This window comes from Rothia koreensis (assembly GCF_004136575.1).
Lineage (GTDB): Bacteria > Actinomycetota > Actinomycetes > Actinomycetales > Micrococcaceae > Rothia > Rothia koreensis.
This window is the reverse complement of record NZ_NOIQ01000008.1, coordinates 1-25,364: the sequence shown is the minus strand read 5'-3', so window position 1 is coordinate 25,364 and position 25,364 is coordinate 1. Positions and strand designations below refer to the sequence as shown.

The following is a 25,364-nucleotide window of genomic DNA, read 5'->3' as shown; positions in this document are numbered from 1 at the left end:
ATGGGAAAGGCCCGCCGAAGCGGGCCTTCAAAAAGCGGGTTCGTCGAGTCGTCGCTGACCATCTGGATCGAGCAACCACTGCCGGGAATCACCGTGATAGAACACCGGCTCATGCGCCGGGTACACCCGCCGGTTCCGTGGCAGCTTCCACCCACGACGTCGTCCGAGCTCCGCGTAGTCGGCGTCCTGCTCGAGGCGGGCATTGCACCCGGCACAAAGGACGATCAGGCACTCGTAACCATCGAACAGCTTGCTCCCGCCCATGCCCCGGTTGATGCGATGTTGCAGCGTCAGCTCCGACTGCACCCCGCAGGCCACGCACGCCCACCCGTCACGGTCGAATACTTTGAGTCGTTTGGTCTTGGCGATCACGCGTCACCTCCGTGTTGGGAATAAAGTTTGTTTGCTTCGCGCTCGTCGACGCGGTCAGACCTGAGCGAGTCCGCTTTCGCCCTGCACCAGAAGAGTTTCTGCCGGTAAGCCTCAACCTCCCCGGCTTTCGCTTCCTTCTTCAACCGCAGGGTCATTACCGGGTCGTCGGCATCGGCCAAGGTTTCCGCCCCGGCCTGGGACAGTTTCGGGTCGGCGTCCTTGGCCCGGATGATGAACTTCGCCCGCTCCTTCCTGTACGTGTTCTCAGCCTCAGCTTGGGCGTTGATCGTGGACCGGTACGCCTGGGCGATCTTGTCCCACTCCAACAAATGCCGGTTGATGTCGGTCTGGATCACTTCGTCCGCTCCTTCCGGTACAACTGGCCCACACCGTCGAGGATCTCCGTGTCCAGCAACTCCGCGATCTCGCCCGGCGTGGTCCGGTACGCGGGGCACGCCGCGACCTCGTCCAGGGCATGAAAAAAGGCGGGGCCATAACGGCCTTCCGCCCTCTTGAACAACCGGACCAACTCAGCTTTCAGCTGTGGGTTCAATGCCCAGCACCTCCCCTGTCAGACCGCCCAGGCGGCCCTCACGGTTGAGCAACGCCAGTTTCTCCGCGATGTCCTTCGCCGGAGTGAACCGCACATAGGAGCCGCCCGTGTTGTCCCACTCGATCCCGGGAATGACCTCACCCTCGCTGGTGATCGCCGCGTTCTGGTGCTTGACCGTCCGCAACAGCTCATCCACCCCCGACTTGTCCAAGGCCTTCTGAGTCACCACCAGATCCGGCATGTTCGTTTCCGCCCACTCCATCAGGGCGTCACAGTCGGTGACCTTCCACGCCGGACGAGGCTCCGTCCTAGTGGCCTTACCCAACGGCAGCTCTTGCCCATCCAAGTCATACCGGGCAGAGACCGAATCACCCGGGTTGAGCTCACGCATGAGATCACCCTTGTGATCGTCCAGATACTTCTTCAATTCACGTTGCATGTAGTACGCCACCAACACGGCAGGCATGTTCTGGTCCATTACTTCCCCCTCATTGTCGCGAGTCGTTTCCTCAACTCGTCCAAAGCCCATTCAGGCCAGCGGCCCTTGGCCCACGTCCCGAGCGACTGGACCGCGTCCGGGCCTTGCGCGGTCGCCTGTTCGATCCGGGACCGGATCTCGTCTTCCGGGTGCACTGATTCCTCGTGGTTTTCGGCGTCCGGGTCCGTATCATCGGTCGGCAGACACAACGCCTGAAGCAAGCACGTACGGAACGCAACTGACATGGCCTTAGCCGTGCCCTTGTCTTGCATGTCCATAGCCTCGCCTGGGACAACCGCTGACAATTGGTCCCCAGCCGGACCTGTGAACGTGTACTTGACCGTGACTTTCGTGATGTAGTTGATCGCACCGTTCTTCGTCTGTGCCACATCCACGGACTTTTCCAGTACCTCGGGCATCACGATCACACCGTGCTTCCGCAGCTTCGGTCCTACCGCGTTGACCACGGCGTCGACGCCACGGAACATGAACCGCTGGTGCGTATTCTGGTCACCCTTACGCACCGCCCGGACGTCCTCCATGACATCGGCCAGTGCCTCGTGAATCTTCTTCGGATCACTCATGCGGCGTCCCCTTTCCTTCTCCAACGACCAGCCAGATAACCGGCCTCGAGCCCCTGCTTGATTTCCTCAGTGGTCATCCGGTCGGACCCACGGTCGCCATACTTCGACGGCCTGTTCCTTCGTTCCGAGGACTCGACAGGCCGTCCCTGCATCGTGTTCCGACGTGCTGCTCTATACGCTCCGGTGTCCACGACGGCCCCCAATCAGGCATGAAAAAAGCCCCGGAAGTTTCTTCCAGGGCTTCGTGTCCAACCAGAACCAGCCGGCCAATAGCACCCAACCGGCAAGGAAAATCAGTAGATCAATCATTTGTTCCTCCCAAACCTGTTCACGGCTGTCAGGCAAGCCACCGTCAGTTCCTCGAGTTGTTCCCGTGTCAGTCGCCATGCCAGGCCACCGTCGAACGGGTCCACCAGATACGTTCCTGTCTTCTCGTCTCGCTCGATCGCTCTCATCGGTTGTCCCTTTCTTCCCTCAACTGCTCTCCCCAACCCTCACGATCGATCTCATGCACGTGATGCAACCCAGGCAAACCACACACATCACACGAATCATGCTTCGGATACAGCCTCACGCGACCTCATCCCAACCACGGCCCACGTAGACATAAGAAAGCCCGCCACGACGAGTCGGAATACTCGACGGACGGGCCTGCACCTTATCCACCAGGGCCTTCACACGGTGCCGCTTCATCAACTGCCCATAATGATTCGGGTGTAACGCTTCCGGCAGCTCACGGCGCACCATGTCGAACGAGAACGGCTGCCCAGACGCGGACAACGACTCAACAACGTCCTCGCCCAGGAGCATCCACTCCTCTCGAGCCGCCTCGTACTCCTCCGGTGTCATCTCCTCAGACATCGGGCTAGCCATCACAACCACCCCGCAAGGCATCGATATACTTCACTCCGAACAACTCCTTTAACTAGAAGAGCCCCGCACAGGGGCGGGGCAGGGTATGGACTGGGTCAGTTTTCTCTCAGGATTTAGCGGCACCGCTATAGCAGGCGCAGGCCTCATCTACACGATCAGAGACCGGCCAGTACCAGTCATAGAAATAAGACACCTCCATCAATGGGGACAGCGCATCGGACAATGCCCAGTCATGAATAAAAGGGGCATCACCATAGCAAACCAAGGGATTCATCCGATCCTCAGTCTTTCTATAACCCCAATGTGTGAGCATCTGTCCATCGACCCTCCAAAGGGACACCCTCAGGTGCTTCAAACCACAGACGAGCCATACCGCATCGATTGCACCTGGCCCCAACAACATGCCGGGCCTGTTCCCCTTCGGATCGGGTACACGGTTGCGGGAGAACATCCACGACGAAGAAATCTCTTACTTCTTGACGTTGGAAATTTTGATGCCAAACCCATGTGGTTCTCGCCAGCTCCTCGATGGTGGGCCCTTGACCGTATCCGTCACACGCGCACACTCCATCTACAACGACAGCCGGGTCCCCGACCCATACGGATAGCCGACTCAGCTCGCCTGCAACAGATGAAGCGGAAGATCCGAATAGTTTCTCAAAGTAAAAACGATACTGGTCAGGGATAGCTTCCACCGGAAAGTACTCAACCGTGATGCCATCACGCTCAGGCCAACCCATCTTCTGTCCCTTTCCCCGATGAGTAGTACTCTTCGGTCCGCTTTTCCGACTGTCTCGTGTCATGCCACAACCACAGTTGGAACGCCAGCATCCCCAACTGGACAATGAGCGCGACGATCTGAATACCAATCACGGCCCCTCCTCTCCTGCCGCCCTGCGCGGCGTTGTGCTAATATTCCGTTCCGCGGGGCACCCATAGACCCCGCTTGAGGCCGCCCCAAATTCCCCCGTACGGCGGCGGCCTCACCTTAAAATTTCTGCTAATATCCTGTTTCGCGGGAACCTCAAGATCCCCCGCACGAGGCCGTTCCACGGGCCGTCCATTCGTGGGGCGGCCTCACCCTAAGCACTCCTCGGCAGGGGAGTGCGCGTGTGATGAGGGCCGCCTGGTTTCCGCAAGAACCAGGCGGCCCTCGCGCTTCACCGTTGGCATCTCTCGAGATAAGCCTCGATCGCGCTCTCCGGAATCCGCCAATCCGAGGTCCGCCCGCCACCAATTTTGTAGGCTCCTACGAACCAGCCCCGGTGCAAACCCCGATAAATATGCTCTTTTGACTCCCGCAACATCTGCGCCACCTCAGCAACCTTGTACCGCTGTTCGATCATGTCCTTGCCTTCCACATTCGACGTTGTGACAAGGACCGAGGTTACTAGGCCGAGACCAGACACATCTCATCCATCACGTTCGACGTCGCTACTTCACCTGTCGGGTCACTGTAGTCCAACACCCGCATCAGCTCCGGGTCATACTGGTCCAGCCGGCCCCGCTTGTACTTATCGGCCAGCCGGGAAGCTCGGGACGGGGACAGCTCCAGCCCCAGGTGCATGGCGTTGGCCAAGAACGTCGCCCTGATCTGATTCTTAGTATCCGACCGGTCAACACCGGCAAGAAACGCGTGCATAGTCGTCTCCTATGAACAAGCCAAGCCGCGAACAGCAAGGCGATTTTGGGTAGAGTCCTCCCCACAGAAAATTTCGTGGTTTTTGAATTACGCCGCTCTTTCGCAACGCTTAAGGAACTTTGCGAGTTCCCTGCTAGTGATCCGCATTCCCCCGATACCGGGGTAGCTGACTGTCTTCAGTTCACCACGGTTCACGAGGTTGTACACGGTCCCTCGGGACACTCCGAGTTGCTCGGCGGCCCTGGCGATTGAGTAGGCCCTATCGGCTTCAACGATCATGACACCAGCTCCAAAAACTGCTTCGACAACATCCGATGAATCCGCTCAAGCCCCTTTGAGGTCACCCGAACCTGCGGATCGGCAATCACCAGCTCCCCTGTCTCCTGGTCCATGTAGCTCCGTACACGCGACGCAAGAAACCCGGCATCAACCTTCGACTGATACGGCACCGGGGCCTTGTGCTTACCCTGGCGAAACAACCACCCATGCTCCTCCAACCAAGCAAACAACCGACGCGGCCCAATATCGATACCGATCCGGCACAGGTGCTTCGCCGCGTCGCCAACGGACATATCACCAGTGGAACCGAGGAACCCATCGAACCGTTCGGCCTTCGGTTCCAACTCAGCGATCTTCGCGTCCTTCTCTTTCAGGGTGGACTCAGCCTCAAGGATCGCTTTCGCCATGAGCTCGGGACCCGTCAGTTCCGGGGTGCCTCCATACGAGCCCGTCTTACGGATCGTAGGAAGAACCTCACTAGTAACCCAGCGGCGGAACTTCCGAGCTTCGGAAAGGTGCGAACCAAATGTCAGAGCGTAAAGGCCTGATTCGTTGACCAGCGTGCGCGCACGTGAGACCTCGCGGGAACCCTCGTGAATCGCGAGGGTTGCCCTGCGGGCGTCTTCCGAGTCGACATGCTGTGCAACAGCAGCTGAGCCATTCGCGTACCCGAGGATCTTCGCGACATCCGAGGCTACGAACCACGGTTCGCCGTCTTCCACAATCGTTCGGACAGGTGTACTGTTGTACTCGAAAAGTTCCACGACAGAACTCCTTTCATTGATTGCCGCCCCTGCTCGGGCGGCTTTCTTTTTGTCTTCATGGGTGCGGATCATGCCGCCACCTCCTGCGGTTCCTCGATGTACCAAAGGTTTTCAGTAATCTCGGGGTGCTCCGCGAATCGCTTCATCACTGCCGCGACCATCATGCTGGGCACCTTGCCACCGGCCTTGACTCGTGCGAGTGACGAGTTCGAGATGAGAAGCACGTTTGCCAGCTCCTCATCGGTAATGACTCTCTGCGGTCCTCCGATGACTCGCCATGCTTCTTCTTTGAGCATCTCGATGTTGTGACGCTTGATCTTGAGCGCGTAGCTCATGATCACCTCCTGTCTCTAATCTGGCTCATTTGCCATCTGATGACTCAACGATAGGACACCAGACCGGGACGCGCAACCCAGATCAGAAACATTATTGGATTTTTTTTGACGGTTGCCTCAATCTTGACTTGTTCATGAGTCAGAAATGAGTCATACTAGAGTCATGACAAAGAACATGGCCTCAGCCCTCAAGGCACTATCCGGAACCCGATCTATCCGAGGAATTGCCGAAGCGGTAGGAATGCCCCAAGCAACTCTGAACCGCCAAGCAACCTCCAACACGATCTCCGTAATCGATCTGGTCACCATCTGTCGTCACTACGAGATCAGCATCGTGGACGTACTCCGCCAGGCAGAGATGATCACTCGCGACGAAGCCCGGCAAATGGGTGGAGCGGAAGGACTAGACGCCTACACCGAGCTAGAGCTCGCCGAAGAGGTGTACAACCGCGAACTCGCAAAGACGGTAGCCAAGACTAAGCAAGCGAACGTCACTAACTTGTCAGACCGTCGCCCTACCCTCGATGACAGGCCCACCTTCCGGGCTGCAAAGGAACACACCGAAGACGTACCGGAGGACACGCCCTGACATGTACAACCCATTTACCCACGCGGAGGCCTTGGGCCTCCGCGTAGTCCTTAAGGATCCAGGACACGGCGACGACGGATGGTACGACCACCAGAACCGCACCATCTGGTTACGCCCCGGGATGACCTACCGGGCGCAACGGTCCACCCTCGCCCACGAAATCGTCCACCACCAATACGGAGACGAGCCCACACACGACCCTGTGTGGCACGCCAAACGAGAAGCCAGATGCAACCGCATCGCCGCACACAGACTCCTCAAGGACGTCGACCCCAACGACACAGCCGGCATCACCGATATGGCCGAATGGTGCCGCATCTACGACGTACTACCCTGGGTCATCACTACACACCTGGAAAGGCAAGCCAGTGTCGCCTAAGAAACGTGACGACGGTGACGGGTCGATCTTCCGCCGCAAAGACGGTAAATGGGTCGGTCAATTCACTAGCGGCTGGACCGCCACGGGCCGCCGCAGATACAAAACGGTGACAGGCCGCACCCGTACCGATGCGAAGAACAAACTCAAGACAGCGATCGCGGCAGGCCAAGACGGTCTCGTCGCCGACAACCCATACCTTCACGAATGGTTGGACTACTGGCTCAAGCACATCGCCAAACCCAACCTAGAACCGGGCACCTGGAACGCCTATAGATCCCAAGTCAACAACATCAACGACACGCTAGGACGGGTTCGGCTTGAAGACTTGCGCCCCGAACACATCGAAAAGCTCCACCGCAACTTGGACCGAGCACCAGCAACGGTCCTGAAAGCGCACCGCGTACTATCACGTGCCCTCAAAGTAGCTGAGCAACGAGGCAAGATCAGCAGGAACCCGGCCACGCTCGTAGACGCGCCGACCATTCGTCAGTACGAAGTAACTCCTTTGACGGCGGACGATGCCCGGGCCATCCTCCGTATCGCCGAGGGCCGCCGAAATGCACCCCGCTGGACCGTAGCTTTAAGTCTCGGTCTAAGGCAGGGGGAAGCGCTCGGACTGCGCTGGGAGGATATAGACCTCGACGCCGGGACTTTAACCGTCAGACATGCTCTCAAGCGCTCCTTTGACGGTACGGGTTCTGTCCTGGGGGAACCTAAGACGAAGAGGTCTAAGCGGACAATCCTCATGCCGAGGTCGCTGCAACAGGCAATGCGGCGGCATCGGACGGCTCAAGGACAAGAGCGGTTGAGGTACGGCCCAGGTTGGACGGGTGATCCGAGGGGCGATTTTGTGTTCACCACCCCGAAAGGAACAGCCGTGTCCCATCAGCCGGATTACGCGGAGTGGAAGAAGATTCTGGACCTCGCGGGAGTCCCGTCAGCTCGGTTGCATGATGCCAGGCATACGGCGGCGACTCTCATGATGGTTCAGGGTGTACCGCCTCGTGTGGTGATGGAGATTTTGGGTCACTCAACGATCCAGTTGACGATGAACACGTACTCGCATGTGGTGCCGGAACTGTCCGAGGCGGCGGCGGAAGCGATGGACCGTGCGCTGGGCTAAGGGCCGCGTGACTAACGACGTGACTAATTTAAATGAAAGAAGCGGGCCTTATGTAGTACGTGTTGTACCGTGCAAGGCCCGCTGTTTTATTGGCTTGTGCCCAAGGTGGGACTCGAACCCACACTCCGTGAAGAACCGCATTTTGAGTGCGGCGCGTCTGCCAATTCCGCCACTTGGGCAAGTTGGGCAGTGACCCTCGGGCCACCTCCGAACCACGATTACTTTACACAATCGCTCACACAACACGAAATCTCTCACGGAGCCAGGTGCCCATGAGACGGCGGGACGGGGCGTGAACCCCGTCCCGCCAACGCGCGGTCAGGTTGTGCGAAGTGGCCTCAGTGCTGGTACGGCCCCAGCTTCTCGCGGCTCTCCGGGGCGCGGGCGCCGTGATCGTCCAGGTCGCCGACCCTGTGCACCTTGACCATGTTGGTGGATCCGGCCACACCGAGAGGTGAACCAGCGGTCAGGACCAACAGCTCGTCCTTCTGCACCAGGTTGTGCTTGAGCAGGTAGCGGTCCACGGCTTCCGTCATGCTGTCGGTGTCCGAGTGCTCCTCCTGCAGGGCGGCGTCGACACCCCAGAACAGGGCCATGAACGCCTTGACCTTGGGGTCCGGGGTGAAGGCCAGCACCGGCTTGGTCGGGCGGAGGCGGCACAGGCGCCGCGCCGAATCGCCCGACTGGGTGAAGGTGCAGATGTAGTTGACGTTCAGCTGGTCGGCGATGTTGACCGCCGCCAGGGTGACGGCACCTCCACGGGTCCGCGGGCTCGATCCCAGCTCCGGCATACGGTCCATGCCGTGCTGCTCGGTGGACTCCACGATGCGGGCCATGGTCTGGATCGTGATGATCGGGTACTTGCCGACCGATGTCTCGCCCGAAAGCATGACCGCGTCGGCACCGTCGAGAATCGCGTTGGCGCAGTCCGAAGCCTCGGCGCGCGTCGGCATCGGGTTGTTGATCATCGACTCCAGAACCTGGGTTGCCACGATGACGGGCTTCGCCCACCGGCGTGCGAGCGTGATTGCGCGCTTCTGCACCAGCGGAACGTCCTCGAGCGGGTACTCGACGCCCAGGTCGCCGCGGGCCACCATGATGCCGTCGAACTTGTCCACGATGTCCTGCAGGTTGTCTACCGCCTGCGGCTTCTCGATCTTGGCGATCACCGGGAGGCGCAGGCCTTCCTCGTCCATGATCTCGTGAACGCGCGAGATGTCGTCACCCGACCGGACGAAGGACAGGGCGATGATGTCGACGCCGGTTCGCAGCGCCCAGCGCAGGTCGCCTTCGTCCTTTTCGGTCAGGGCAGGCACCGAGACGGCCACGCCGGGAAGGTTGATTCCCTTGTGGTCCGATACCGTGCCGCCGACGACGACGCGCGTCGTCACCGTGGTCGCATCCACGTGGGTCGCTTCGAGGCGGACCTTGCCGTCGTCGATCAGGAGGGCATCGCCTGGGCGGACGTCGCCCGGGAGGCCTTTGTAGGTGGTCCCACAGATCTCCTGGTTGCCAGGAATGTCTTCGACGGTGATCTTGAAAGTGTCGCCGGGTGCGAGGTCGATCGGGCCGTCGGCGAAGGTCTCAAGGCGGATCTTGGGGCCCTGGATATCGGCGAGGATGGCGACGTTCTTGCCGAGGTCTTCGGCGGCACGCCGCACGTTGTCATAGTTCTGGATGTGGACGTCATGGTCGCCATGGCTCATGTTCAGCCGGGCGACGTTGAGTCCTGCGGAGATTGCCTCCGAGACTTTGTCGTAGCTGGAAAGGGCGGGTCCTAGGGTACTTACGATTTTTGCGCGTCTCATGTCTTCAACTCTAGTTCGACAAAAGCCACATGAACAGTCAGGCGCGCACCCATATCGGTGACTCGCGGTCGCCGGCTCACCGCGACAGAGGTGTTGATCCACCTCACTATCGATCCCGTCAACCCCGCATTTTCAAGGCGAAGCGTGTGAAATGTCTGTGTCCATTCGGCGTCGGCGTCGGCCCAGGCCGCCTACCAAAGAATCCAAAAAACCCACATTTCCCCACACGCGAGCGGTGTCCCGTCGGGAACAGGCCCCGACGAATCGATAGGGTTGAGGAAGAATCCCCGGGCTCGGGAGGTGGTCGGGTTCCGCATGCATCACCGGAATCTTCAGGTCTCGCCTCTGGTCCGGACTATTGCCTGACACAGGAGAATCCATGACCAGCACCCTCGTCATCTACGGTTCGAACTACGGCTACACACGCACTTACGCGGAATGGATCGCCGAGGACACCCATGGCCGCGCCGTCGCAGCAGATCAGGTCGGTGCCGCTGAGGTAGACGCGGCCGACGTCGTCGTCATCGGAGCCAGCGACTACGCGGGAAAGCTGACGGCGGCGGACCGGATCCGTGATCTGGCCGCGAACCTGCGCGAAAAGAAGGTCGCCTACTTCACCGTTTCGTTCTCGGGAGACGTCTCACAGCCGAGTGAAAAGCTGGACGGGGTCCTGGCGAAGAATCTCGGCGAGGCCTATCACGATGGCGCCCCGACCGGTCATTTCCGTGGCGGGATGGACTATTCGCAGCTGTCCCGCGCACACAAGACCGCCATGATGGGCGTGCGCACCTTCCTCAAGTCCAAGCCCAACAAGTCCGAGACGGACCTCCAGATGATCGAGTGCTACGGCGGCTCGGCAGACTACCGCGACCGCGCCTCGATCGCGCCGTTGGTCTCCGCCATCAAGGCGCTCTGACCGCGCACTCACTCCCCCGCGAGGTGGCAGGTTTGTGCAGTTTCAGGCCCTGATACTGCACAAACCTGCCACCTCGTCCTCGGCAAGCTGGGACGTCTAGCGACGTCAGGGCTTGAAGGCATCCTCGGAGTTCGCGGCGTCATCGAAGCTTGCAGCCCATAGACATTTCCGCGCGGGCCTCGAACCACTGGCCTCTGCGCCGCCATCTCTTACCGCGAACCGAGGTAACCACCATGACTGACCAACAGTTCAACCCACCAGGACTCGGATACGCTCTCTCGGGGTCGACCATGATCGGTGTGCTCATCAGCATCCCAGTCTTCATCGTCGGCCTGGTACTCAACCTGGTCTTGTTCAATCACCCGTACCGGGTTGGCGCCCTCGTACTCTTGGCGTTGCTCATTGGTGTGCTCGGTAGTTGCCTGCAAGTGTTCCTGAACCGGCCCGTGCAGTACAGGCAACGAAAGACGTTGCCGCATGGTGCAGCAGTCACCGTAAACACACTGTTGGCACCGGCGATCGTAGGTGCGGTCTTTGCCCCGCTCTTCGGCGGAGCTTTTTCCCTCGTGATCTTCGGGATACTTTGCGGGGTCATTGGGTTTCTCCCTGACTTGCTCCTTACCAAGCCGTGGAAGGAAGACATGTCCGAGGATGAGCTGGACCGTAGGAACAAAGAATTCGGTGACATGACGAGGCGGCACATCAGGAATTACAAAGACGAGCTCCGAGAAAAGGAACACGAAAAACGTCGCCAGAAGCACGGTGATCCCTGGGATCAGTCTGGCAAACAGGGTTGGTGGAAGTAGGCGGCTCTGATTTGGTGTTGCCCCGCCGTGGTGGTTCGAATCCCACAGCTTGTCGCGACCACATTTATCGACCGCAAACTGGCGCATGAAAAAGGACCCCCACTCGACCGTGTTCGGCGAGTGGGGGTCCTTTCTGGTTGCTTCGGAGGCCCCGAGGCCGCCCGGCTGGGTTCACCGCGTTCTCCGTGGAGTCCGCCCCAGCGTCGGGACTCGAGCCGCCCTCTACAGAAGGTCGATCGGTCGATCCGTCGGTGCGACGGGTTCGGGGAGCAGCGTGCTGCCGACCAGATGGCGTTCGACGGCGGCCGCGCAGGCACGCCCCTCGGCGATCGCCCACACGACCAGCGACTGTCCACGACCGGCGTCGCCACAGGAAAAGATGCCAGGAACGTTGGTCATGTAGTCCTCTCCCCGGGAGACGTTGGTGCGCCGGTCCAACTCGGCACCGGCCTGCTCCGCTATGGCCTCGGAATCCTGTCCCGTGAAGCCCAAGGCCAGAAACACCAAGTCTGCCGGGATGATTCTCTCGGAACCTTCCTTCGGGCCTCGGGTTCCGTCCTCGCGATATTCCGTCTCGGCGACCTTGATGCCCGTGACCTGACCGTTCTCCCCCACGAACTCCACGGTCGAAGCGAGGTAATTGCGCTCCCCGCCTTCTTCGTGCGCGCTCGCGACCTCGAAGAGGTTGGGGAACATCGGCCACGGCTCGTGCTCGGCGCGATCCTCGGGCGGCTTCTTGCCAATGGCGAGGGTCGTGACCGACGCGGCCTTCTGGCGGTTCGCGGTTCCGATGCAGTCGGCACCCGTGTCGCCGCCACCGAGGATCACCACGTGCTTTCCCTCGGCATTGATCTGGTCCGGAACCTCGTCGCCTGCCCCGACACGGTTGGACTGCACCAAGTACTCCATCGCGAAATGGACCCCTGACAGGTCGCGGCCCGGGATCGGCAGGTCGCGCGGTTTGGTTGCACCCGTGGCGACCACGACGGCATCGTACCTCCGGCGCAACTGGTCCCACGTGATGTCCCTGCCGATCTCCACACCGGCGCGGAACCTCGTGCCTTCGGCGCGCATGACGTCGAGGCGACGGTCGAGAACGGATTTCTCCATCTTGAAGTCGGGGATCCCGTACCGGAGCAGGCCTCCGATGCGGTCGTCGCGCTCGTAGACCGCGACCGTGTAGCCCGCTTGTGTCAGTTGCTGGGCGGCCGCGAGGCCCGCAGGCCCGGAGCCGACCACGGCAACCGTCTTGTCCACCAGGCGTTCCGGCAGGTGAGGCTCGATGAGACCCTCGTCGAAGGCCTTCTCCCCGATCGTGTATTCGATCTGCTTGATCGTGACCGCAGGCTGATTGATCCCGAGCACGCACGAGGACTCGCACGGCGCGGGGCAAACACGGCCCGTGAACTCCGGAAAATTGTTGGTCGCGTGCATTCTCTGCACGGCCTCGTCCGTTCTACCCCGCCACATCAAGTCGTTCCACTCGGGAATCAAGTTCCCCAAAGGACAGCCCTGATGGCAGAAGGGGACGCCGCAGTCCATGCAACGGGACGCCTGCTGCTTGAGTGTCGCCGAGTCCTGCTCGACCTGGACTTCCTTCCAGTCCAGGATCCTGACCGGCACCGGCCGCTTGGGCCGGTCAGCGCGATGTTCGTACGTCAGAAAGCCACGGGGATCAGCCACGCGCGGTCACCTCCAAAATCTCCTGCCACACCGGATCGCTGTCCGGATCGTTTCCTTCGGCCTCGGCCCGGGAGCGAATTCCTTGGACCGCCGCGAAATCGCGGGGAAGAACTCGGGTCAGGCGCGCCATGGACCCGGCTGGATCTGCCAGCATCGTCTGGGCAACCGTGGAACCGGTTTCCGCGAAATGCTTCTCCAACAGGCTCCGGACGAGCTTTTCGTCCTCCTCGTCCAGACCGGAGAACGTCAGCTCACCCGATTCACGCGCGGCCTTGTTCACGTCGGCCAGATCCAGGTCCAGGACGTAGGCGACGCCACCGGACATCCCGGCGCCGAAGTTGCGACCGGTCTGACCGATGATGAGCGCAACACCGCCCGTCATGTACTCGCACCCGTGGTCGCCGATGCCTTCCACCACGGCGGTGGCGCCTGAATTGCGCACCAGGAATCGCTCCCCCACCTGACCCCTCAGGAACAGTTCGCCGCTGGTTGCGCCGTACCCGATCACGTTTCCCGCGATCACGTTGTCCTGGGCCTCGAACAGGGCGTCGGCCTCGGGCCGAATGATGATGCGTCCGCCGGAGAGTCCCTTGCCCGTGTAGTCGTTCGAGTCCCCCGTCAGCCTCAGGGTGATTCCCTGGGGCAGGAAAGCGCCCAGGGACTGTCCTGCCTGGCCGTGGAGATTGACCGTGATCGTGTCATGGTCCAGGAACTCCGCACCGAAGGTCTTGGTCACCCGGTGGCCGAGCATCGTTCCGACGGCTCGATCCGTGTTGATGATGGGGTGATCCATCGATACCGGCGTGCGGTGCGTCAAGGCCGGCTCGGACAGCCGAATCAGCTCGTTGTCCATGTGCTTCTCGAGCTCATGATCCTGCGGCCTGGTGTTCCTGGTCCCCTGGTTGCCGTATTCGTCGGCGGTGGACCGCAGAATATGGCGCAGGTCGAGCCCCTCGGCCTTCCAGTGTGCGACCGCCTTGCGGGTATCCAACACCTCGGCGTGGCCGATGGCCTCGTCCAGGCTCCGGAAACCCAGCTCGGCCAGGTATTCGCGGACCTCTTCCGCGATGAACTCGAAGAAGTTGACCACATGGTCGGCCTTGCCGGTGAACCGCTCGCGCAGCTTCGGATTCTGGGTCGCGACTCCGACCGGACACGTGTCCAGGTGGCACTTGCGCATCATGATGCACCCTTCGACCACCAGGGGCGCCGTTGCGAAGCCGTACTCCTCGGCGCCGAGCAGTGCGGCCACGACGACGTCGCGTCCCGTCTTCATCTGCCCGTCCGCCTGCACGACGACGCGATCGCGGAGCCCGTTGAGCAACAGGGTTTGCTGGGTCTCGGCGAGGCCGAGCTCCCAGGGTGCACCCGCGTGCTTGAGGGAGTTCATGGGCGCTGCACCGGTCCCGCCGTCGTGCCCCGAGACGAGGACGACGTCGGCCTTCGCCTTCGTCACACCGCTTGCGACCGTGCCGATCCCGATTTCGGAAACCAGCTTGACGTGCACCCGGGCCTCCGGGTTCGCCCGTTTGAGATCGTAGATCAGCTGGGCGAGGTCCTCGATCGAGTAGATGTCGTGGTGAGGAGGCGGCGAGATCAGAGAGACCCCAGGAGTCGCGTGGCGCGTGCGGGCGACCCAGGGGTAGACCTTGGCGGACATGAGCTGGCCGCCCTCGCCCGGTTTGGCCCCCTGCGCCATCTTGATCTGAATGTCCGTGGCGTTGGTCAGGTACAGGCTGGTCACTCCGAACCTGCCCGAAGCCACTTGCTTGATGGCCGAACGCCGCTCCGGGTCGAGAAGGCGTTCCAGGTCCTCGCCACCCTCACCCGTGTTGGACTTGCCGCCCAGCCGGTTCATCGCGATCGCCAGCGTCTCGTGCGCCTCCTGCGAGATCGAACCGTAGGACATCGCGCCGGTGGAAAACCTCTTGACGATCGAGCTCACCGACTCGACCTCCTCGAGAGGCACCGGCTGTCGCCGGGGCGCGAAATCGAGGAGCCCACGGAGGGTCATGAGGTCCCGGGACTGGTCGTCCACGAGCTTCGTGTAGGACTTGAAGATGTCGTATCTGCGGGTCTTGGTCGAGTGCTGGAGCCGGAAGATCGTGTGCGGGTTGAACAGGTGCGGGGCACCATCCCTGCGCCAGTCGTATTCGCCTCCGGACTCGAGGTCACGGTACGGAACCTTGACCCCGTCCTGCGGGTACGCGCGGTCATGCCGGGCCTTGACCTCGTCCGAAATCACGTTCAGACCGACGCCGCCCATCTGCGAGTGCGTTCCCGTGAAGTATTCGTCCACGAATGCCTGGGACAGGCCGAGTGCCTCGAAGGTCTGGGCGCCGCAGTAGGAGCTCACGGTCGAAATGCCCATCTTGGACATGATCTTCTGCAGGCCCTTCCCCAGGGCCTTGATCAGGTTGCGCGTCGCCTGCTCGGCCGTGACACCTTCCAGGGCACCGGTACGCACCAGCTGCTCGACCGATTCCATGGCCAAGTACGGGTTCACCGCGGAGGCCCCGAAGCCGACGAGTGCGGCAACATGGTGGACCTCGCGGACGTCACCGGCCTCCACGACCAGGCCGACCTTGGTCCGGGTGGCGGACCGGAGCAGGTGGTGATGCACCGCGGCCGTCAGCAGCAGAGAAGGAATCGGAGCCCAGTTGGCGTTTGCATTGCGATCCGAGAGAACCACGTACTCCACGCCGCGGTTCACGGCGGCCGAGACTTTCTCACAGATTTCGGACAGCCGAGACCTCAGGGACGCGGCACCGCCGGAAGGCTCGTAGAGGCCCCGAACCTTCAGGGCGGTGGCCATACCGTCCTCGTCCTCGATGTGCATGATCTTGTCGAGCTGGTCGTTGTCGATCACCGGAAAGTCGAGTTCGAGCTGGCGCGACGTGACATAGCCGTTGCGCAACAGGTTGCCGTTCGGCCCGAGGGAACTGCGCAACGAGGTCACGAGTTCCTCGCGGATCGAGTCCAGGGGCGGGTTCGTGACCTGCGCAAAGGACTGGATGAAGTAGTCGAACAGGAGCCGCGGCCGCTTCGCGAGCACCGCAATGGGGGTATCCGTGCCCATCGCGTAAATCGGTTCGGCACCCTTGGCTGCCATGGGCCCCAGGATGGATGTGAGTTCTTCGTGGGTGTACCCGAAGATCTGCTGCCGCACCAGGATCGACTGGGCCGGCGGGTTGCGGTGCTCACGCTCCGGAAGGTCGTCGAGCGTGAAGATGTTCTGATCGGCCCATTCCTTCCACGGGTTGCGGGCCGCGACCTGGTCCTTGATTTCTTGGTCGGGCACGATGCGCCCTTCCTTCGTATCGACCAGGAACATCGTGCCCGGGGACACTCGGCCCTTGGCAACGATCTTCGTGTCCCCCAGGTCGACGACGCCGACCTCCGAGGCGAAGATGACCAGACCGTCGTCGGTCTGCCAGTAGCGACCGGGGCGCAAGCCGTTCCGGTCGAGCACCGATCCGACCATGTCGCCGTCGGTGAAGGTGACCGCGGCCGGGCCGTCCCACGGTTCCATGAGGCTCGAGTGGTACCGGTAGAACGCGCGACGGTTCTCGTCCATCGTCTCGTGGTTCTCCCAGGCCTCCGGGAGCATCATCATGATCGCCTCGGGCATCGAGCGGCCCGAGAGCATGAGCAATTCGGCCACCTCGTCGAGTGACTGCGAGTCGGAGGCGCCCACCGAGCAAATCGGGAACAGCTCCTCCGGGTGCCGGCCGAGCAGCGGTGACTTCAACTGCGACTGGCGGGCTCTCATCCAGTTCCGGTTGCCCTTGACCGTATTGATTTCGCCATTGTGGGCGATGGTCCGGAAAGGCTGCGCGAGGGGCCACGAAGGGAAGGTGTTCGTGGAGAACCTCGAGTGCACGATCGCCAGTCGCGTGGAGAACAGCGGATCGGACAGGTCGGGGTAGAACGGCTCGAGCTGAGCCGTGGTGAGCATGCCCTTGTAGGTGATGGTCCGCGTCGAAAAGGACGGGAAGTAGATGCCGAGCTTGTGCTGGGACCGCTTCCGGATGCGGAATGCCTTCTGGTCCAGTTGGCGACGTTCTTGGTCGGGGTCCAGATCGACCACGGGAATGTGCCCGGTGAATGCTTCTTCGGTGACCTCGTTGACCGCCTCCGAGACGAACATCTGCACGAAGTACGGCATAACCGCCCGCGCAGAGGCGCCGACCACGGTTTCGTCCACCGGGACCTCGCGCCATCCGAGCACCTGAAGGCCTTCGGCCTCGGCCATCTCAGTCAGGGCATCCTGGAGTTCCTCCGCGTTCTCACCGTGCGTGGGCAGGTACGCCGTGCCGACCGCGTACTTGCCAAGTTCCGGCAGGGAGAAGTCAACGCTCTTCCGGAAGAATTCGTCCGGGACCTGGGTCAGAAGGCCAGCGCCATCGCCGGTGCCTTCGTCGGCGCCTACCGCCCCGCGGTGTTCGAGCGAGCGAAGAGCCGTCAGTGCTTTGTCGACGACGTCGTGCGTCGCCTCGCCGGTCAAGTTCGCGATCATGGCAAGACCGCAGGCATCCTTCTCGAAATCCGGGTCGTAGAGACCGTCTTTCTCGGGGATGTCCGCGAATGCGGTGAACGGTGAGCGCACCTCACCTGGTTCCGTGGTGGAACGGGGCGTTTCGAAGCGAGTCACGCTGAAGCCTCTCTTCCTCGTGTGAGTCCGTGAGCTCGGTTTCGGGTCATGCCCTGACCGAGCTCCTGGGCCCGCGCAGCGGACTGCGCGAAACCACGTTCGGCGGCCAGACGAAACGTCCCTCGGACAGGTGGCCGGGCATTTGGATCCAGCTCCGGCACCGTACGGGAAGAAAAGAGTGCTCATCGCGTCCGCAACGAGCGCTTCACCCGGGCAGTGCCCTACGTTTCGGTGGTGGCCGCTTCATTGCAGCAATCACGAGACAAAGTGTCGGCGTTCCTAGGTGTCGACGCCGAATCGGTGGTGGCTCCCGCCATGTGATGCGTGAGCGGGCAGCCCAACTTGCCTATGTGTTGTTGACCAAAACTACCACGGACCGTGGTGGGCGGCGTCATACGCATCCGTGGGCCCGGTTGTGTTACGCGGTCAGCTCCTCGTGTTCCTGGGGTTCACGCGGCCGACGGCGCGAGACGACGACCAGCATGACCAGGGCCAAGAGGACCAGTATTCCCGAGGTCCAGACGTGGATGCGCAGACCCAGAATGACATCGGATTCATCGATGCGGAGGAACAATTCGATCAGGAAACGGCCGATCCCGTAGTACATGACGTACGTCCAGAACACCTGACCGCTCTTCACCAGGATCCGACGCGAGAGCCACAGGAGGACCAAACCGCCCAGCAGGTCCCAGAGGGATTCGTACAGGAAGGTGGGATGGAACAGCGTTCCTGGTGGGTACTGGGCCGGGAAATTGTGCGACATGGGGTCGATCTCGAGCCCCCAGGGAAGGCTCGTGGGCTTGCCGAACAGTTCCTGGTTGAACCAGTTGCCCCAGCGCCCGATGCCCTGGGCGATGATGATTCCCGGGGCTGCGGCGTCGGCGAATTTCACCAGAGAGAGGCCCATTTTCCGGCACGCGATCCACGCACCGAGGCCGCCCAGGGTGACGGCACCCATGATGCCGATACCGCCCTCCCAGATCTTGAGGGCGTCCACGGGGTTCCTGCCGGGCCCGAAGTAGTCCCCCGGAGCCGTCACGAACACGTGGTACATTCTGGCCCCCACGAGGCCGAACGGGATCGCCCACAGGGCGATGTCCCAAATTCTCTCCGGGTCCTCGCCCATGGCTCGCCAGCGCCTGGAGGTCAACCAGATGCAGATGACGATCCCGAGCAGGATGCACAGGGCGTAGGCATGAATGGTCAGGGGCCCCAGGTGGAACGCCGACCATGTCGGAGAGGGAATGGCAGCCGTGGGGGTCATCGGGTTCACGCCGGCTGTTCGGGACGGCCGGCCAGTTCGCGCGCGAGACGTCCCACGGCCTCCGGTCCGCCGGCGCCCAGTGCTTTGACCAGGGCGGTACCCACGATGACGCCGTCGGCGTATGCTCCGATCTCGTCCAGGTGCTCGCGACGCGACACGCCGAGGCCCACGCACACGTTCTCCGCCCCGGCGGCCCGTATGTCCGTGACCAGGCGCTCGGCGACGTCGGAGACCGACGATCTCGCGCCCGTCACGCCCATCACGGATACCGCGTACACGAAGCCGCTCGAAGCGTGGGCGATCATATCGAGTCGTTCGACCGATGACGAAGGAGCCGCGAGGAAGATGCGATCGAGACCATGGGCCTGGCTCGCCTCGAACCACTCGCCCGCTTCATTGGGGACGAGATCGGGCGTGATGATGCCGGCACCGCCGGCTTCGGCGAGCCGACGAGCGAATTCATCCACTCCCTTGCGTAGCACGGGGTTCCAGTAGGTCATCACGACGACGACCGCGTCCGTCTGATCGGTGATCTCGCGGGCGGCGCGGAAGACGTCATCGACCTTGAAGCCGTTGCTCAACGCCACCGTGGTGGCGTCCTGGATCACGGGTCCGTCCATCACGGGGTCCGAGTACGGGATGCCCAGCTCGATGATGTCGGCCCCATTCCGTCCCAGCTCGATGCCGGCACGGATCGACTCGTCGACGGTCGGGTAGCCCACCGGCAGGTAGCCAATCAGCGCGGGTCTCCCCTGGTCGCGGCAGTCCCGGATCCGGGCGGAAACCTTCGAATCGGGGTTCGGCTCCGGAAAGCGTTTTGTGGCGGCGCTGTAGCGGCCGGCGTCCTGATGCGGTGTCGTCATTTCTGTTCCTCCGAATCGGCGGGGCCGGTCTCCGATGCTGGTGCGTCGGCGTTCCCGGATTCCTGGCTGCGCAGGTTGGCCGCGTTGACCTCGGAACTCGGGGTTGCCTTGCCCAGCCCGAACCACTCGACGGCCGTGCTCATGTCCTTGTCCCCTCGTCCGGACAGGCACACCGCAATGATCTTGTTCCGTGCCGTCTCCGGATCCTCGGCCTTCCACTGTTCTGCCAGGCGCAGCGCCCCGGCCAGGGCGTGGGCGGATTCGATGGCGGGGATGATGCCCTCGGACTCGCACAGGGCGCGGAGAGCGTCCATGGCCTCGGTATCGGTCACGGCCTGATAGGAGACTCGCCCGATGTCGGACAGGTACGCGTGTTCGGGGCCGACGCCCGGGTAGTCGAGCCCGGCCGAAATCGAATGCGACTCGATGGTCTGGCCGTCGTCGTCCTGCATCAGGTAGGTGCGTGCCCCGTGGAGCACACCGGGCCTGCCGAGGTTGATCGTCGCGGCGTGGCGGTCGGTGTCGATTCCGTCGCCACCGGGTTCCAAGCCGTAGAGCTCGACGGACTCATCGTCCAGGAATGCGTGGAACATGCCGATCGCGTTGGATCCACCGCCCACGCAGGCCGCGACCGCGTCGGGCAACCGACCCGTCCTGTCCAGGAGTTGCTGACGCGCCTCGGTACCGATCGCATCGTGGAAGTACCGGACCATGGCCGGGAAGGGGTGCGCCCCCGCGGCCGTGCCGAGAAGATAGTGGGTGTCCTCGACGTTGGCGACCCAGTCGCGCAGCGCCTCGTTGATCGCGTCCTTGAGGGTGCGTGATCCGTTCTGCACAGCGATGACCTTCGCGCCCAGCAGCTGCATCCGCGCCACGTTGAGTGCCTGACGGTTGGTGTCCACCTCGCCCATGTAGACCACGCAGTCCATGCCGAAGTACGCCGCGGCAGTCGCCGTTGCCACGCCGTGCTGGCCCGCCCCGGTTTCCGCGATCAACCGTGTCTTGCCCATTTTCTTGGCCAACAGGGCTTGGCCCAGAACGTTGTTGATCTTGTGGGATCCGGTGTGGTTCAGGTCCTCGCGCTTGAGGAAGATGCGAACGCCGGCCTTCTCGCTCAGCCGTTCTGCCTCGGTGAGCAGCGACGGCCGATTCGAGTATTCGCGGGACAGTCGCTGGAATTCCTCGAGAAACTCCGGGTCCGCTTTGGCCTTCTCGAAAGTGTCCTCGAGTTCGTCCATGGCCTGGATCAAGGATTCGGGCATCCACTGTCCGCCGAAATCCCCGAAGTACGGACCGGTCGCGTTTCTCAACGAACCGTTCTGGGCGCCCAGAAAGGGCTCGGCGAGTTCGGTGTCCTGCTCCGGCGTGGAATTATCGGCCATCTCGTGCATCCTTCTCTTCCCAGTACGCCGCGCGTGCCTTGCGGCCTTGGTTCTTGAATTCGCCCACAGCGTCACGCGGATCGGAGTGCCTGACCAGGGCCTCGCCCACGAGGACCACTTCGGCGCCCTGGCGTCCGTAGTCGGCGACGTCGCTCGGTTCGGCCACGCCGGACTCCGCGATGATCACGGGGCCTTCCGGAAGGTGGGATGCGAGGGACGCGAAGTGGGTTTTGTCGGTCTCGAGCGTCTTGAGATTGCGGACGTTCACGCCCACGATGTTGGCACCGGCCTCGACGGCTCGCTCGATCTCGTCGGCCGTGTGGGCCTCGACGATCGCATTCATCCCGAGACGATGGGTCAGTTCGAGATATTCGTGAAGCTCCTGGTCACTCAGGGCAGCAACGATCAGCAGGACCAGGTCCGCACCATGGGCCCGGGCCTCCCAGATCATGTACGGATCGATCGTGAAGTCCTTGCGCAGGATCGGGATCGAGACTTCCGACCTGACGGCGTCGAGATCTTCGAGCGATCCCTTGAAGCGGCGCGACTCCGTGAGCACGGAAATCGCGGCGGCTCCCCCGGCCTCGTATTCGTGAGCCAACGTGGCCGGCTCCGGGATACCGTTCAGATCACCTGCGGAGGGGCTCGCGCGTTTGACCTCCGCGATGATCTCCACGGTGTCCCGGTCCGGACCGCGCAGGGCCGAAACGGCGTCTCGGGCCGGTGAGACCGACGAGACGCGGTCCTTGAGCTCGTCGAGGCTCACAGCCCGACGCCGCTCCTCGAGGTCCTCGCGGACTCCGGCGATGATGTCGTCCAAAACTGTCATGAAAGCGGTGATCTCCGGTCTACTGCTCTTCGTGGCCCGGGGCCACTCTGGTCATAGAGAACAGCGCCCCGCTGACGACCATGCCGATCAGGGAGCGCTGCCAGAAGCCCAATGCTCAACTGTGGGTCTTCGTGCGGGATCCGAGTTTGCCGAACCCGAGGGCCTTGAGAATTCCTCCGGCCACGCACCCGCCAGCGATGATCGCCAATCCGACGATCAGCCACGGGATATTGCCCAGGCAGAACGCCACGCATCCCACAATCGAACCCAACATGACCAACAGGACGAGAGTCCATGCGGAGACGGTATTGCCGTGGCCTTCCACGGCGACCGGCGTGAGTTCGAGTTGTTGTTCAGAGCTCACTGGCCCTCCTTCGATGAAGCGATCAGCGCGATTTCCAGCGCGCACTACCGTGACATTCTATGCCATCGATGACGACGGCGAGCGATGTTTCGTGTTCGCTAACGAGTGGGGTCTTCCCCTTCGGTGAGCGAATCCCAGGTGTCGATGTCGTCGGCGTGAGGGTTGTCACCTTTTTGGACCGAATGTTGCGACTCGCGTTCGTAACGCCTCGACGTGGTCTTCCAGTGGCGGCTCGACCACCACAACCACAGCGCCACCACGATCGTGGCCAGTCCCAGGACGAAGGTCAGCCACGGCCACACGGTCACGACATAGCTTCCGCCCGGCCCGTTGGTCCCGGTGGCCTCGCCCACTTTGGTCATCGCCGCATCCTGCGGGTTGAGGGCCGCGGTCAGCGCCGAAATTGCGGTGCCCGCGCCGGCCAACGCGATGACCGCGCAGATCACGGCGCGCAGAACCTTGCCCGCGATCCGGACGGCGACCACCCCGGCGAGCGCGACCAGACCCAGTGCGGACACGGCAGGCGCCGCGTCGGTCCCTTTGACGTCGACGTCGACCTGCGACATCACGCTCGAGACGTTCGCGTGGATCCACGGAAACAGGGTGGTGACGAACGCGAGGACCGGGACCAGAAGGCTCGTGAGAATGACTCGTCCGGAACCCGCCTTCTTCGTCTTGTCGTCCGTGTTTCCGTCCACCCGTGCGACGGGGGCAGATCCTTCGGCGGGATCCTCGCTCATGGTCAATCCTCCTCGGCGAGGCTCGTCAGGTGCTGGGCACGGAGCACGGCTCGCAACGGGGCCGCGGCCTTGCTGACGGTCTCATCGGCTTCGGTCTCGGGGTCGGAATCTGCCACGATACCGGCTCCCGCTTGGATGTACGCCCGCCCTTTCCTGAGCAGCGCGGTGCGGATAGCGATCGCCATATCCATGTTGCCGGCGAAGTCGAAATACCCCACCACGCCAGCGTAGACGCCGCGTCGGTGAGGCTCGTAATCGTCGAGCAGTTGCATGGCTCTCGGTTTCGGGGCCCCGGAGAGCGTGCCGGCCGGGAACGTGGCTTTCAGGACGTCGTAGGCGTTGGCGTCCTCCCGGATGCGTGCCTCGACCGTCGAGGAGATGTGCATGATGTGACTGAATCGCTCGATGTCCATGAACTGGGTGACCTCGACCGTGCCGGGGTCCGCGATCTTGGACAGGTCATTGCGGGACAGGTCCACGAGCATCAGGTGCTCCGAGCGTTCTTTCTCGTCGGCCAACAGTTCCTCGGCGAGGGCGACGTCGTGCGCGTGGGTGTCGCCTCGCGGTCTGGAACCGGCAATGGGATGGGTCGTGGCGCGGTCCCCGGTCACGGTCACGAGCGCTTCGGGCGAGGACCCCACGATCGAATAGGGCTCACCTTCCGTGTCCTCGAACGCGTACAAGTACATGTAGGGCGACGGGTTGGTCTGCCGCAGCACCCGGTACACGTCCAGGGGCAGTGCCTCGGTCTCCGCCTCGAAGCGGCGTGAAATGACGATCTGGAAGATGTCGCCATCATGGATCGCGTGTTTTCCCTCGACGATCGAGTTCATGTACTGCTGGCGGGTCCAGGTCTCCGTGACGTCCTGCCCGAAGGGTCCCTCGTCCCTGTCCGGTTCGGCCATGAAGGACACGGTGGTCCGGCTCAGGGGCTCGGCCAGGCGCTCGAGCATCGACCGGACCCGGGAGACGGCGTCGTCGTACGCCCAATCCACGCGATCGGAGGTTCCGTCCCAGTTGATGGCGTTGGCCACCAGGGTCACGCATCCGTCCTTGTGGTCGTGGATGGCCATGTCGGACACGAGGTTGAGGGCGAACTCCGGGAGGTGGACGTCGTCGGTCGGCGGGTGCGGCAGCTTTTCCCAGTGGCGCACGGTGTCCCACCCCAGGTACCCGACGAGCCCCGAAGTCAGAGGCGGAAGGTCCTCGAATGGTTCGGTGTGGAGCATCTCGAGAGTCTCGCGGATCGCGTCGACCGGGCTTCCCGTGGTCGGTGCTCCTTCCGGAACGGTGCCCTGCCAGAAGGGTTTGCCGTCCTTGGTGGTCAGGGTCGAGCGCGAAGAGACGCCGATGAACGAATACCTGGCCCACTGTGCCCCTGCGTTCGCGGATTCGAGGAGGAACGTGCCGGGGCGAACGTGGCCGTCACGGGCCACGAGCGAACGGTAGATGCCGATGGGCGTAAGTGAATCCGCAACCACGGTAATGCTCACGGGCACCACCCTGCGGCGGGCGGCCAGGGCTCGGAATTCCTCGCGGGTGGGTCGGATCTGGCCGGAGAGGTCGTTCTGCTGAGTAGTCATGGGAATGTCCTTACAACGATGGGGCGAGGCTCAGTCTTCTTCGTGGCCGACCACGGCCTGCAGATCGCGTCCGTCGAAGCAGGTGCGCGTCCCCGTGTGGCACGCCGCACCGATTTGGTCGACCCGGACGAGCAGGGCGTCGCCGTCGCAGTCCATGGCCACGGACCGGACGTACTGGCGGTGGCCGGAGGTGTCTCCCTTGCGCCAATACTCCTGACGCGACCGTGACCAGAAGGTCACCCGGCCACTCGTGAGGGTCCGATGGAGGGCTTCGGCATCCATCCACCCCAGCATGAGGACTTCACCCGTATCGTGCTGCTGCACGATGGCTGCGACCAGCCCCTGGGCATCGAAAGTGAGGCGCTCCTCGACCTCTGCGGGGAGCGCGGAATCCTGGGATTGCGACTGGCTCATCATCAATCAACAACTCTACCGCCTGATAGCGGCACGTATTCTTCTTCCTCGATCGGCGGACGTGTGGACGGCGCGGGGTGGGGTGGT

27 protein-coding genes and 1 tRNA gene are annotated in these 25,364 nt (G+C 62.5%); 4 read left to right on the top strand and 24 right to left on the bottom strand.

What is annotated here, in order from left to right:
- Nucleotides 1-27: 27 nt before the first annotated feature.
- From EWU68_RS07485 to EWU68_RS07435, 11 genes are all read right to left on the bottom strand, one after another.
- On the bottom strand, nt 28-372 hold the full coding sequence (locus tag EWU68_RS07485) for a hypothetical protein (protein WP_129315508.1): 345 nt from the start codon (nt 370-372) through the stop codon (nt 28-30).
- Nucleotides 369-728: a hypothetical protein gene (locus tag EWU68_RS07480; protein ID WP_129315507.1), complete on the bottom strand. Its 360-nt coding sequence runs from the start codon at nt 726-728 to the stop codon at nt 369-371. Before EWU68_RS07480 ends, EWU68_RS07485 begins: the two co-directional genes overlap by 4 nt.
- On the bottom strand, nt 725-925 hold the full coding sequence (locus tag EWU68_RS07475) for a hypothetical protein (RefSeq protein ID WP_129315506.1): 201 nt from the start codon (nt 923-925) through the stop codon (nt 725-727). Before EWU68_RS07475 ends, EWU68_RS07480 begins: the two co-directional genes overlap by 4 nt.
- The gene (locus EWU68_RS07470) at nt 903-1,403 is read right to left on the bottom strand and encodes a hypothetical protein (protein ID WP_129315505.1); all 501 of its coding nucleotides are present in this window, start codon (nt 1,401-1,403) and stop codon (nt 903-905) included. Before EWU68_RS07470 ends, EWU68_RS07475 begins: the two co-directional genes overlap by 23 nt.
- A complete protein-coding gene (locus EWU68_RS07465) occupies nt 1,403-1,987 on the bottom strand; it encodes an ERF family protein (RefSeq protein ID WP_129315504.1) in 585 nt (194 codons plus the stop codon). Before EWU68_RS07465 ends, EWU68_RS07470 begins: the two co-directional genes overlap by 1 nt.
- Nucleotides 1,988-2,557: 570 nt before the next feature.
- Nucleotides 2,558-2,848 carry a hypothetical protein gene (locus EWU68_RS07460; protein WP_129315503.1) on the bottom strand — a complete coding sequence of 97 codons (291 nt, stop codon included), beginning with the start codon at nt 2,846-2,848 and terminating at the stop codon, nt 2,558-2,560.
- A gap of 1,172 nt (nt 2,849-4,020) precedes the next feature.
- Nucleotides 4,021-4,206, bottom strand: a complete 186-nt coding sequence (locus tag EWU68_RS13510; protein ID WP_129315502.1) for a helix-turn-helix domain-containing protein — start codon at nt 4,204-4,206, stop codon at nt 4,021-4,023.
- Nucleotides 4,207-4,250: 44 nt separating this feature from the next.
- A complete protein-coding gene (locus EWU68_RS07450) occupies nt 4,251-4,502 on the bottom strand; it encodes a hypothetical protein (protein WP_129315501.1) in 252 nt (83 codons plus the stop codon).
- An 87-nt stretch (nt 4,503-4,589) separates the two neighbouring features.
- A complete protein-coding gene (locus EWU68_RS13505; protein WP_129315500.1) occupies nt 4,590-4,781 on the bottom strand; it encodes a helix-turn-helix domain-containing protein in 192 nt (63 codons plus the stop codon).
- Entirely contained in the window at nt 4,778-5,617 is an 840-nt protein-coding gene (locus EWU68_RS07440; protein ID WP_129315499.1) for a phage antirepressor KilAC domain-containing protein, read from the bottom strand. Before EWU68_RS07440 ends, EWU68_RS13505 begins: the two co-directional genes overlap by 4 nt.
- Nucleotides 5,614-5,880 (bottom strand): hypothetical protein, encoded by a 267-nt coding sequence (locus tag EWU68_RS07435; protein WP_129315498.1) that lies wholly within the window; start codon nt 5,878-5,880, stop codon nt 5,614-5,616. Before EWU68_RS07435 ends, EWU68_RS07440 begins: the two co-directional genes overlap by 4 nt.
- Nucleotides 5,881-6,043: 163 nt before the next feature.
- Between EWU68_RS07435 and EWU68_RS07430 the strand changes: the two genes are divergently transcribed.
- Genes EWU68_RS07430 through EWU68_RS07420 form a run of 3 tightly spaced genes read left to right on the top strand, consistent with a single transcriptional unit; the run spans nt 6,044 to nt 7,971 of the window.
- A complete protein-coding gene (locus EWU68_RS07430) occupies nt 6,044-6,469 on the top strand; it encodes a hypothetical protein (protein ID WP_129315497.1) in 426 nt (141 codons plus the stop codon).
- Between the two features lies 1 nt (nt 6,470).
- Nucleotides 6,471-6,848: an ImmA/IrrE family metallo-endopeptidase gene (locus tag EWU68_RS07425; protein ID WP_162421388.1), complete on the top strand. Its 378-nt coding sequence runs from the start codon at nt 6,471-6,473 to the stop codon at nt 6,846-6,848.
- Entirely contained in the window at nt 6,838-7,971 is a 1,134-nt protein-coding gene (locus EWU68_RS07420; RefSeq protein ID WP_129315495.1) for a tyrosine-type recombinase/integrase, read from the top strand. Before EWU68_RS07425 ends, EWU68_RS07420 begins: the two co-directional genes overlap by 11 nt.
- Before the next feature lie 97 nt (nt 7,972-8,068).
- On the opposite strand, the gene EWU68_RS07415 is transcribed toward EWU68_RS07420, so the two are convergent.
- Nucleotides 8,069-8,150 (bottom strand) — tRNA-Leu (locus EWU68_RS07415).
- Between the two features lie 159 nt (nt 8,151-8,309).
- Nucleotides 8,310-9,779, bottom strand: coding sequence for a pyruvate kinase (gene pyk, locus EWU68_RS07410; RefSeq protein ID WP_129315494.1), 1,470 nt, complete (start codon nt 9,777-9,779; stop codon nt 8,310-8,312).
- Nucleotides 9,780-10,158: 379 nt separating this feature from the next.
- Between pyk and EWU68_RS07405 the strand changes: the two genes are divergently transcribed.
- A complete protein-coding gene (locus EWU68_RS07405; protein WP_129315493.1) occupies nt 10,159-10,695 on the top strand; it encodes a flavodoxin domain-containing protein in 537 nt (178 codons plus the stop codon).
- Between the two features lie 209 nt (nt 10,696-10,904).
- Here the strand turns inward: EWU68_RS07405 and EWU68_RS07400 are convergent, their stop codons facing one another.
- From EWU68_RS07400 to hisI, 11 genes are all read right to left on the bottom strand, one after another.
- Nucleotides 10,905-11,588: a hypothetical protein gene (locus tag EWU68_RS07400; RefSeq protein WP_129315492.1), complete on the bottom strand. Its 684-nt coding sequence runs from the start codon at nt 11,586-11,588 to the stop codon at nt 10,905-10,907.
- Nucleotides 11,589-11,723: 135 nt separating this feature from the next.
- Nucleotides 11,724-13,184: a glutamate synthase subunit beta gene (locus EWU68_RS07395; protein ID WP_129315491.1), complete on the bottom strand. Its 1,461-nt coding sequence runs from the start codon at nt 13,182-13,184 to the stop codon at nt 11,724-11,726.
- Nucleotides 13,177-17,838, bottom strand: a complete 4,662-nt coding sequence (gene gltB, locus EWU68_RS07390) for a glutamate synthase large subunit (protein ID WP_238692375.1) — start codon at nt 17,836-17,838, stop codon at nt 13,177-13,179. Before gltB ends, EWU68_RS07395 begins: the two co-directional genes overlap by 8 nt.
- 418 nt (nt 17,839-18,256) lie before the next feature.
- The gene (lgt, locus tag EWU68_RS07385; protein WP_129315489.1) at nt 18,257-19,102 is read right to left on the bottom strand and encodes a prolipoprotein diacylglyceryl transferase; all 846 of its coding nucleotides are present in this window, start codon (nt 19,100-19,102) and stop codon (nt 18,257-18,259) included.
- A 5-nt stretch (nt 19,103-19,107) separates the two neighbouring features.
- Entirely contained in the window at nt 19,108-19,965 is an 858-nt protein-coding gene (trpA, locus tag EWU68_RS07380) for a tryptophan synthase subunit alpha (RefSeq protein WP_129315488.1), read from the bottom strand.
- A complete protein-coding gene (trpB, locus tag EWU68_RS07375) occupies nt 19,962-21,347 on the bottom strand; it encodes a tryptophan synthase subunit beta (RefSeq protein ID WP_129315487.1) in 1,386 nt (461 codons plus the stop codon). The genes trpA and trpB overlap by 4 nt, the downstream gene beginning before the upstream one ends.
- A complete protein-coding gene (gene trpC / locus EWU68_RS07370) occupies nt 21,337-22,176 on the bottom strand; it encodes an indole-3-glycerol phosphate synthase TrpC (RefSeq protein WP_129315486.1) in 840 nt (279 codons plus the stop codon). Before trpC ends, trpB begins: the two co-directional genes overlap by 11 nt.
- A 115-nt stretch (nt 22,177-22,291) precedes the next feature.
- Nucleotides 22,292-22,540 (bottom strand): HGxxPAAW family protein, encoded by a 249-nt coding sequence (locus EWU68_RS07365; protein WP_129315485.1) that lies wholly within the window; start codon nt 22,538-22,540, stop codon nt 22,292-22,294.
- Nucleotides 22,541-22,638: 98 nt separating this feature from the next.
- Nucleotides 22,639-23,280 carry a Trp biosynthesis-associated membrane protein gene (locus EWU68_RS07360; protein ID WP_129315484.1) on the bottom strand — a complete coding sequence of 214 codons (642 nt, stop codon included), beginning with the start codon at nt 23,278-23,280 and terminating at the stop codon, nt 22,639-22,641.
- 2 nt (nt 23,281-23,282) lie between these two features.
- Nucleotides 23,283-24,863, bottom strand: a complete 1,581-nt coding sequence (locus tag EWU68_RS07355; RefSeq protein ID WP_129315483.1) for an anthranilate synthase component I — start codon at nt 24,861-24,863, stop codon at nt 23,283-23,285.
- A 30-nt stretch (nt 24,864-24,893) separates the two neighbouring features.
- Entirely contained in the window at nt 24,894-25,280 is a 387-nt protein-coding gene (gene hisI / locus EWU68_RS07350) for a phosphoribosyl-AMP cyclohydrolase (protein WP_420852877.1), read from the bottom strand.
- Between the last annotated feature and the right edge of the window lie 84 nt (nt 25,281-25,364).

Coding starts and splice junctions, on each gene's coding strand:
- trpB (WP_129315487.1), bottom strand. CDS start 21,347: ATGGCCGATAATTCCACGCCGGAGCAGGACACCGAACTCGCCGAGCCC.
- EWU68_RS07355 (WP_129315483.1), bottom strand. CDS start 24,863: ATGACTACTCAGCAGAACGACCTCTCCGGCCAGATCCGACCCACCCGC.
- EWU68_RS13505 (WP_129315500.1), bottom strand. CDS start 4,781: ATGATCGTTGAAGCCGATAGGGCCTACTCAATCGCCAGGGCCGCCGAG.
- EWU68_RS07470 (WP_129315505.1), bottom strand. CDS start 1,403: ATGGACCAGAACATGCCTGCCGTGTTGGTGGCGTACTACATGCAACGT.
- EWU68_RS07430 (WP_129315497.1), top strand. CDS start 6,044: ATGACAAAGAACATGGCCTCAGCCCTCAAGGCACTATCCGGAACCCGA.
- EWU68_RS07440 (WP_129315499.1), bottom strand. CDS start 5,617: ATGATCCGCACCCATGAAGACAAAAAGAAAGCCGCCCGAGCAGGGGCG.
- EWU68_RS07450 (WP_129315501.1), bottom strand. CDS start 4,502: ATGCACGCGTTTCTTGCCGGTGTTGACCGGTCGGATACTAAGAATCAG.
- EWU68_RS07460 (WP_129315503.1), bottom strand. CDS start 2,848: ATGTCTGAGGAGATGACACCGGAGGAGTACGAGGCGGCTCGAGAGGAG.
- hisI (WP_420852877.1), bottom strand. CDS start 25,280: ATGATGAGCCAGTCGCAATCCCAGGATTCCGCGCTCCCCGCAGAGGTC.
- trpA (WP_129315488.1), bottom strand. CDS start 19,965: ATGACGACACCGCATCAGGACGCCGGCCGCTACAGCGCCGCCACAAAA.
- pyk (WP_129315494.1), bottom strand. CDS start 9,779: ATGAGACGCGCAAAAATCGTAAGTACCCTAGGACCCGCCCTTTCCAGC.
- EWU68_RS07465 (WP_129315504.1), bottom strand. CDS start 1,987: ATGAGTGATCCGAAGAAGATTCACGAGGCACTGGCCGATGTCATGGAG.
- EWU68_RS07425 (WP_162421388.1), top strand. CDS start 6,471: ATGTACAACCCATTTACCCACGCGGAGGCCTTGGGCCTCCGCGTAGTC.
- EWU68_RS07405 (WP_129315493.1), top strand. CDS start 10,159: ATGACCAGCACCCTCGTCATCTACGGTTCGAACTACGGCTACACACGC.
- lgt (WP_129315489.1), bottom strand. CDS start 19,102: ATGACCCCCACGGCTGCCATTCCCTCTCCGACATGGTCGGCGTTCCAC.
- trpC (WP_129315486.1), bottom strand. CDS start 22,176: ATGACAGTTTTGGACGACATCATCGCCGGAGTCCGCGAGGACCTCGAG.
- EWU68_RS07400 (WP_129315492.1), bottom strand. CDS start 11,588: ATGCGCCAGTTTGCGGTCGATAAATGTGGTCGCGACAAGCTGTGGGAT.
- EWU68_RS07435 (WP_129315498.1), bottom strand. CDS start 5,880: ATGAGCTACGCGCTCAAGATCAAGCGTCACAACATCGAGATGCTCAAA.
- EWU68_RS13510 (WP_129315502.1), bottom strand. CDS start 4,206: ATGATCGAACAGCGGTACAAGGTTGCTGAGGTGGCGCAGATGTTGCGG.
- EWU68_RS07360 (WP_129315484.1), bottom strand. CDS start 23,280: ATGAGCGAGGATCCCGCCGAAGGATCTGCCCCCGTCGCACGGGTGGAC.